The following is a 7,593-nucleotide window of genomic DNA, read 5'->3' on the forward strand; positions in this document are numbered from 1 at the left end:
ACTGGTCGACCGCCCGGTACAGGTACACCCACCGGCCGGCCACCTTCACGTAGGTCTCGTCCACGAGCCAGCGGTCGCCAGCCCGGTGCCGACCGAACCGGGCCGCGTCGGCCAGCAGCGGAGCGAACCGCTGCACCCAGCGGTGCACGCTGACATGATCGACGTCGATGCCGCGCTTGGCCAGCAGCTCCTCCACATCCCGGTAGGACAGCCCGAACCGCAGATACCAGCGCACCGCCAGCACGATCACCTCCGGCGGAAACCGGAAGCCGGCAAACGCCGAGCGAGCAGGAGCCGGACGGCGGGTCGGTCGGGTCAGCTGCACGCGACCGGATCTTGCCCAAGCGATACCTCATCCGTCAACGCAACAGAGCCGTTCGCCAGCTACCTGGGCCGAGGCGCTGCGTCGCTGGGGCACGATCTCGTGGCGCTCGGCGCTGCGCCCCGCGATGACGGTGGCCGAACACGGCTTCGTCGTGGACGACACGTTCCACAACCAGGTGGCGAGCAACCTCGACGCCTTCGGGCAGTTCTCCTCGACCAGCGCGCTCTACCTGCCCGGCGGGCAACCACCAGCGGTCGGCTCGGTCTTCCGCAACCCCGACCTCGCGGCCACCTACCGGCTGCTCGCCCGCGACGGCGCCGCGGCGCTCTACCGTGGACCGGTCGCGGCCGACATCGCGGCGACCGTGCAAGACCCGCCTGTTGCGGACCACCCGATCGGCTCCTGGCCGTACCCAATCCGCCCAGGCGGGATGACCACCGCGGACCTCGCGGCGTACCAAGTGCGCGACCCGGCACCGACCCATGTGGCCTATCACGGCCTCGACGTGTACGGAACGCCGACGCCGTCCAGCGGCGGTCAGGCGGTCGGCGAGGCGCTGAACATCCTTGCCGCGCTCGCACCCTCCGGTGAGATCGCGACGCTCCACGACTATCTGGAGGCGAGTGCGCTCGCGTTCGCCGACCGCAACCGGTACCTCGGGGACGACACGCCCCGGGCGCTGCTCGATGAGCTGCTCGACCCGGCGTACGCCAAGGAGCGCTCCTGCCTGGTCGACGCGGCGCACGCGCTGCCCCGGCCGGTGCCGCCGGGTAGCCCGGATGGGTCCTACCAGGACTGTCCAACCGCAATGGCGGCCGCCGAGGTTGCCGGCACCGAGCAGCACACCACCAACCTCACGGTCGCCGACCGGTGGGGCAACGTGGTCGAGTACACGCTGACGATCGAGCAAATCGGCGGCAGCGCGATGGTGGTACCCAGCCGTGGCTTCCTGCTCAACAACGAGCTGACCGACTTCAACTTCACCCCGACGCTGGGCGGCGCGCCGGACCCGAACCTGCCCGCGCCCGGCAAACGGCCGCGCAGCTCGATGTCGCCGACCATCCTGCTCCGCGACGGCGAGCCGTTCCTCGCGGTCGGCTCCCCCGGCGGGGCCACGATCATCACCACGGTGCTGCAGATCCTGGTCAACCGGCTCGACCTCGGCATGACGCTGCCGGAGGCGATCGCGGCCCCCCGGGTGAGCGAGCGCAACGGCCCGGCTTCCCAGGCGGAGCCGGCGTTCCTCGCCTCACCGCAGGCGGCGGCGCTGACCCAGCTCGGCCACGTCTTCACCACTACCTCTGAAATCGGCGCGGCGACCGGGATCGAGTCCCTCGGCGGAGGACAGCTGCTCGCGGCCGCCGAGCCGGTACGCCGGGGCGGCGGCTCGGCCGGTGTGGTGGTTCCCGCCGACGATCTCGACGACCAGACCGCGAACATCGTTGGCCCTATTGAGGTTGTTGCCGAGTACAAGTGACGAGCCCCGCGACGTCCGAGCGCGCCACGCTCAAGTCCGGGCGATCCCGACGGAAGGCTCGAGCGTGCGCTGCACGGGGCTACTGGGGATGGCATCTGGTGGGCAGTGGACCGCATGAACCAACCGCAAGGCCCGAGCGTGCGAAGTTGGACTAGCTAGGGCGACGGGGCCTGCCAGACCATTGCGTGACGGCGGCGACCCCCTGGCGGAGGCACTTTCGTCACGGCGTCGGCACCTCGAACTGCCGACGCCGTGACGGAATGCCGACCTGGCGGATTCACCGCCGACGCCACGGACCCACCTGGCGCGGGGTGGCTTCAGTCGTCGCGCCGGGCACCGCGATCGGGTGCGCTCATGTCCCCCGTCCCGGGCGTGCCGTCGGCGAGCCCGTAGCGCAGGTACACGGTGCCCTTCGGACCGGCTACCGGCGGTTCGAGGAGTGTGACGTTCGTGGGCACCGCGCCACCGTCGAACACCTTCTTCCCGACGCCGAGCACGATCGGGTGCACCCAGAGGTCGAGACGGTCGAAGAGCTTCTCGCGCAGGAGGGTCTGCACCAGGTTCAGGCTCCCGACGACCTTCACGTGCTCGTGCCGGTCACGGATCTCGCGCACCGCGCCGGCCAGATCCGGGCCGAGCTGCGTGGACCCGGCCCACGAGAGGTTGGGCCTGCCGCGGGAGGCCACGTACTTCGGGACGCTGTTGAAGAGCGTGGCGATCTCGTTGTCCTCGCCGCCCTCCTGGTACGGCCAGTAGGCGGCGAAGATGTCATACGTCAGCCGGCCGAGCAGGAGGGCGTCCGTGCCCTCGTACGCGGCACCGACCTGCACCCCGGCGACCTCGTCCAGCAGGGGCGCCTGCCAGCCGCCGAACGGGAACCCCACCGGGTCCTCGTCGGGCCCGCCGGGCGCCTGCCCGACGAGGTCGAGGGTTGCGAACAGCTCGATGTGGATGAGGCCCATGCCTTCCTCCCGATGAGTTGGTTGTCTCGGTCGGGAGGTAGACCTGTGGGCGCCGGCAGACTCATCGCTGCGACGGCACCCAGCTTCGTACTCGTCGGCCGCCTCGCCCGCTGCATCGGTCGCCACCCCGTCCCGCGGTCGGTGTCCTTGCGACGCCCGGCAGCAGGCTCGGCAGGTATGCCGTGCGCCTTGATCCAGGCCCGCACGTCCGATTCCTCGAACAGCACATGCCGACCGATCTTGAAGCGCGCAGCACGGTGCCCTGCTTACGCCACCAGGCCGGGACGCCGCACCGGCACTCCCCGCTCACGATAGATCACAGGCCGCGTCCAAACTGGGTGGCTGCCCTGCGGCCAGCGTCACCGCAGGTCACCGGCGCGATCTACGGCTGTGGTACTAGCGCCGCCGCCCCGGCTGGTAAGTGGCGGAGTGCCTACCTCCGACACTGCGTCGGCCAGCCGGTTGATAGCCGCAGCTATGGCAAGGAGCGCCCAGACGCGGGCGGACTGCATGGTTTCCGCGAAGTCGTGTGCACCGGTGACCGCGGACCTGATGTCCTGCTCGGCCGTGCCGGCGTAATGGTCTGGTGTGTTCATGGGAGCGAGCGTATTGGGATCTCACCACTAGAACACACGTTCGATAAGCGATACCGTCCCACGTATGGCCGTCGCCCGCCGCAAACCGGACCCGGACGGGATCACGACCGCACAGCTCGCCGGCACCGCGGGCCGGTACGTGGGCCGGAAACCGTTGGACGTCGAGGCCGCGGTAACCGAGCTGCGGGAGATTGCCAACGGCCGCGGCGACCTCCTGGCCGAACGGGCCGGGGTAACACTTGGCTTCTACGCCCGCGAAACAGGGACGAGTGGCCACGCAGGGCGCTTGAGGCCGCCCTGTGCATCGCCGCCGGTGCGGACCTGACTCGGCTCACCGAATGGATCGCTGTGGGGCAGGAGCGGGCGGAATGGATCCGCTGAGACGAGGGGTGAACAGGGAGACCCTGCGGGCGCTGGCCATAAATCCGACTCCCCCTGCGCCCGCGGGGATCTCTGAGTGACCGCCTGCCGGCGTGAGGCTCTCCTCGTGCTCGCGTGTAGGCGTAAAGGGTTTGCTACACCGGTGTCTGGTGGTGGACGGCCAGCTTCCAGACGCCAGCCGTACGCACAAAGACGCTCGTGATCATCGCCTCGTATGCCGGTTGGTCGGCTCGTTGCGCGACGGCGCGATACACCAACACGCCACTATCCGGCGTCAGCTCCACGACCTGCGAGTCCAGAATCTCGAAGCTGGACCACGGTGGCGCAGACGCCATCGCCTCGAGTGCCTCAGCTCGAGGCATCACACCGGACGAGAAGACCATCACCGCGTCATCTGCCAGGTGGTCGCGGTAATAGCTGGCTCCCTCCGCTGACGTCAACGCTTGCCAGCCCTGGCGCTCTGCATCAAGCAGCTCACCGATCAGGGACATGGCTCTCCACCTCCACGACACCCGCCACGGCTTTGGCGTTGACACGGCCGGCGGTGGCTTTGCGGCGGTCGGCGGCCCAATGGGTTCGGGTCTGGTGGCGACGGTGTCGGCGAAAGATCGTCCACCCACTAACAAGCATGCCGCCCATCATCACGAGCATCATCAGGGCCATGCCGGCGAACATGATCGGGGAGTTGCTGTCTATCAACACGGCGGTTCGCCTCCGCGCCATCCCTGCCCAATGGGAGCCGCTCGTAACGCTCGGGACGCCGGGCGAAGGATCGAGGTGCGGATCGTGGAGTCCGATGAGGCGTGCATCATCCGGATGAGACGGGGGAGGCTCCTCAAGCCCGCCGAGAAGGGGAGGAGAACGTGACTCGTGAGCAGCAGCTCGCTAACGGCTTGGGAAAGACCCCGGAAGAGGTGGCGAGCATGACCTCGGCCGAGCTCGTTCAAGCACGAGACGACCTCCTGCGCCAGATCGACCAGCTGAACGCCTGGATCGCCGTCTTGGAGGCCGCGCATGCAGTAAGACACAACCCGTAGGCTCTCTATCGGAGAGTCGGCGACGATGCAGCACTTGCCCGCTTCACTGAACTGAACAAGGTGAGGGACGAGGCATAGGACGCCTACATCGACTGTGTGCGAAGCGGCGGTCGGTGACTGACTGCGCTACGGTTTCCAATGTCTGGGTCCTAGGCCGGCTCCGGGCTATCGGCGGCCGTCACATAGGCATTCCGGATTTCGATGTAGTCGTCCCACAACCGGCGTATCTGCTCTTCGAGGTCGAGCTGTCCGGATGTGATCCTCCACTGGTCCTGGCCGTAGTCGAGCGGATCGGAGAGGACCATCTGTTCCCAGCGCCGATGCAGCTCAGAGAGGCGTCTAGCGGCCGTTTCATAGGCCGCGCCGAGCGGATCCGGAATCTCGCTCATGGCGCACTCTAATCCCTCGGAACCGCCCCGACCTATAGCAAACAAGAACCCCACGCAAGTCGGGGCCGCGGGGATCTAACCTTCTTGCGCCTGGCGTAAGTAACTCCTACTCGTGCTCCTCCTTGCATGGCGGCAAACAGCCGCCAACCGGTCGTTGGTCCTAAGCCGGCTTCGGGAAGCCAGCCGCGAGCAGGTAGGCGTTCCGCTTCTCGATGTAGTTGGCCCACGCCTGCTGGATCTGCTCTTCGAGATCGAGCTGGTCGGGTGGGATCGTCGGCGCTGCCTGCCCGGGCTGGCGCGGCCCAAGGAGAACGATCCATCCCCAGCGCCGATGCAGGTCGGTGAGGCGTCTGGCAGCGGCTTCGTATTCGTTGACGAGCGGGTCGAGACTGCTGGTCATGGCGCGCCAGGGTAGTCAGACCAAACCCAGACGTGAAGATCCCCGCGAAGCATCTCTCCTCCAATGGCCCGGCGGGGATCTCTGACCGTGGGCTAGCGCCCCTCTTTCTCGGGGCGCTAGACGCCAAGGGGTCGCAGCACGTTCACAACGTGGCCGCAGCCCGGCAACGTCTGGACCCCGAAGAGGCCCGCCAGCGGCTCGAGCAGGAGCGGGACACGCGGCTCCGCCTGCTCGCGACGCTCGACCGGACCAGGCATCACCAGGTCGACGAACCGCTGATCGGCCAATGCACGCCACCCGGCGCGGCCTGGAGGAGATCGACGCTGCGCTACGTCGGTTGGACGACGGCACCTACGGCACCTGCCCCGACTGCCTGCTGTCCATCCCGGCCGAGCGGCTCGAAATCCTGCCTTACGCCCGCTTCTGTGTCAGCTGCCAGCGGCTGAGGGGATGAGACCGTGGGCGGCCACACTATGGGCGAGGACCCTGCCCTCGCTCACGATGACCGCCAGCCCGAGCGTCCACACCACGGCATCGGTCCCAAATGTCTGGGTAAACCGTCTCGGATCGATGGCGGCCGTGTTGACTCCCGGAGGGTCGCCGTCGACGGACGCGCTACCAGATGAACCTCGACGGGGTCTGATGCCCCTATGTTTGTCAACCCGTTCGAGGTGTTGTCCCGGCCTGTGGCGTGAGGGGTTGGAGTAGGCGGTAAATCTCGCGGGCGAGGTAGCGCTTGATGCAGCGGATGGCCTCGCGGCGGGTCTTGCCCTGGGCGGTGCGCCGGTCGAGGTAGCTGCGGGTAGGGGGGTCGCAGCGTAGCCGGGTGAAGGCGATGCGGTAGAGCGCGGCGTTGGCCCTCGGTCGCCGCCGCGGTTGAGCCGGTGTCGGGTGGTCTTCCCGGAGGACGCCTGGATGGGGCTGACCCCGCACAGGGCGGCGAAGGAGGCGTCGCTGTGCAGCCGGTCGGGGTTGTCGCCGGCGGCGATGAGCAGCGCCGCGGCGCTGTCGGGGCCGACCCCGCGGCGGCGTAGCAGCTGTGGGGCGTGGGTGTTGATGACCGCGGTGATCTGCCGTTGCAGGTTACGGGCTTGGGTGGTCAGCTGGCCGATCCGCTGTGCGAGGCAGCGCAGCGTGTAGGCGGTGGCGGTGGCCACATTGCGGGGCTGGGCCGCCGGCAGGCTGGCGCAGGCGCGGACCAAGGCGGCGCCGGTCAGCCCGGACACAGCTTCGCGCAGCGCCGGGTCGGCGCCGACGAGGACGGCCTTGAGCTGGTTGACGGCCTGGGTGCGGGACTTGACCGCCGAGGCTCTGGCCAGCCGGAACATGCGCAGCATCTCCACCGGGCCGTCCGCGGTCTTCGGCGTGACGGTCGCCCGCCCATCTAAGACCGCGCGGGCGGCGGCCTCCGCGTCGACCGGGTCGGTCTTACCGCGGCGACGGCGGGCAGCCCGGTCGGGCCGGTTGACCTCGACCACGGCGATGCCCTCGTGTCGCAGGTAGCGGGTCAGCGCGGCGCCGTAGGAGCCGGTGCCCTCCACCCCAGCCCTGCCCACCGGTCCGTGACCGCGCGCCCATGTCAGCAGCGCCCGATAGCCGGCCGCAGTGGTGGCGAACGACGCGGTGGCCACCGGGGCGCCCGCCGCGGACAGCAGCGCAGCCACGTGCTCATCGGCGTGGGTGTCGACACCGAGGATCACCTCACCGCTGATGTCGGGGTGGGCCGGCCGGGCAGAGTCGGGGATGCTGGTCATGGTTGCTCGTCTCCTGATCGCCGATGGACGGGTGACCGTCGCCGGGCCGGGACAGGCGGTCAGAACTGTGACGGTGCCTTGTGCGGCAAGGCCCCTATCGGGACACGCCCCCGGTTCCGGCGGCAGCAATGCCACCCAGGCCGACAGCCGACAGATCAGACCAAAGGCACTCACGCCGGTTGCATTGAGGGTCAGACCGCCGCCCCGGGTGGCGGCCCCATACTCACAGTTGCGTTGACGGATGAGGTATGGCCTGGGCAAGATCCCGTCCG

The 7,593-nt window shown here is 68.8% G+C and carries 12 protein-coding genes; 4 read left to right on the top strand and 8 right to left on the bottom strand.

The genetic code is table 11. The features are described 5' to 3' along the window. Positions 1-319, bottom strand: a 319-nt coding sequence (locus VGR06_RS27615; protein WP_414637343.1) for an IS6 family transposase, incomplete at its 3' end; no start/stop codon positions are given. Between the two features lie 28 nt (positions 320-347). Between VGR06_RS27615 and VGR06_RS27620 the strand changes: the two genes are divergently transcribed. Further along, positions 348-1,802 (top strand): gamma-glutamyltransferase family protein, encoded by a 1,455-nt coding sequence (locus VGR06_RS27620; protein WP_327562070.1) that lies wholly within the window; start codon positions 348-350, stop codon positions 1,800-1,802. Positions 1,803-2,119: 317 nt separating this feature from the next. Here the strand turns inward: VGR06_RS27620 and VGR06_RS27625 are convergent, their stop codons facing one another. Both VGR06_RS27625 and VGR06_RS27630 read right to left on the bottom strand, forming a co-directional pair. Further along, positions 2,120-2,764: a dihydrofolate reductase family protein gene (locus tag VGR06_RS27625; RefSeq protein ID WP_327562059.1), complete on the bottom strand. Its 645-nt coding sequence runs from the start codon at positions 2,762-2,764 to the stop codon at positions 2,120-2,122. Positions 2,765-3,123: 359 nt separating this feature from the next. Then, the gene (locus VGR06_RS27630) at positions 3,124-3,360 is read right to left on the bottom strand and encodes a hypothetical protein (RefSeq protein WP_327562060.1); all 237 of its coding nucleotides are present in this window, start codon (positions 3,358-3,360) and stop codon (positions 3,124-3,126) included. A 64-nt stretch (positions 3,361-3,424) separates the two neighbouring features. On the opposite strand from VGR06_RS27630, the gene VGR06_RS27635 reads away from it, so the two are divergent. Then, entirely contained in the window at positions 3,425-3,685 is a 261-nt protein-coding gene (locus tag VGR06_RS27635) for a hypothetical protein (protein ID WP_327562061.1), read from the top strand. 190 nt (positions 3,686-3,875) lie between these two features. On the opposite strand, the gene VGR06_RS27640 is transcribed toward VGR06_RS27635, so the two are convergent. Both VGR06_RS27640 and VGR06_RS27645 read right to left on the bottom strand, forming a co-directional pair. Further along, positions 3,876-4,232, bottom strand: a complete 357-nt coding sequence (locus tag VGR06_RS27640) for a nuclear transport factor 2 family protein (protein WP_327562062.1) — start codon at positions 4,230-4,232, stop codon at positions 3,876-3,878. Then, entirely contained in the window at positions 4,216-4,443 is a 228-nt protein-coding gene (locus VGR06_RS27645) for a hypothetical protein (protein WP_327562063.1), read from the bottom strand. The genes VGR06_RS27640 and VGR06_RS27645 overlap by 17 nt, the downstream gene beginning before the upstream one ends. A gap of 161 nt (positions 4,444-4,604) precedes the next feature. On the opposite strand from VGR06_RS27645, the gene VGR06_RS27650 reads away from it, so the two are divergent. Continuing rightward, positions 4,605-4,778 carry a hypothetical protein gene (locus VGR06_RS27650; RefSeq protein ID WP_327562064.1) on the top strand — a complete coding sequence of 58 codons (174 nt, stop codon included), beginning with the start codon at positions 4,605-4,607 and terminating at the stop codon, positions 4,776-4,778. Positions 4,779-4,927: 149 nt separating this feature from the next. Here the strand turns inward: VGR06_RS27650 and VGR06_RS27655 are convergent, their stop codons facing one another. Next, the gene (locus VGR06_RS27655) at positions 4,928-5,167 is read right to left on the bottom strand and encodes a hypothetical protein (RefSeq protein WP_327562065.1); all 240 of its coding nucleotides are present in this window, start codon (positions 5,165-5,167) and stop codon (positions 4,928-4,930) included. A 160-nt stretch (positions 5,168-5,327) separates the two neighbouring features. Further along, complete coding sequence (locus VGR06_RS27660; protein WP_327562066.1) at positions 5,328-5,567, bottom strand: hypothetical protein; 240 nt, start codon at positions 5,565-5,567, stop codon at positions 5,328-5,330. Positions 5,568-5,853: 286 nt separating this feature from the next. On the opposite strand from VGR06_RS27660, the gene VGR06_RS27665 reads away from it, so the two are divergent. Next, the gene (locus VGR06_RS27665) at positions 5,854-6,021 is read left to right on the top strand and encodes a TraR/DksA C4-type zinc finger protein (protein WP_327562067.1); all 168 of its coding nucleotides are present in this window, start codon (positions 5,854-5,856) and stop codon (positions 6,019-6,021) included. On the opposite strand, the gene VGR06_RS27670 is transcribed toward VGR06_RS27665, so the two are convergent. After that, a complete protein-coding gene (locus VGR06_RS27670) occupies positions 5,996-7,321 on the bottom strand; it encodes an IS110 family transposase (protein ID WP_327562068.1) in 1,326 nt (441 codons plus the stop codon). The two genes, VGR06_RS27665 and VGR06_RS27670, sit on opposite strands and share 26 nt — an antisense overlap. Between the last annotated feature and the right edge of the window lie 272 nt (positions 7,322-7,593).

This window comes from Actinophytocola sp., from assembly GCF_036002505.1.
In the GTDB taxonomy this organism is placed as follows: domain Bacteria; phylum Actinomycetota; class Actinomycetes; order Mycobacteriales; family Pseudonocardiaceae; genus DASYTH01.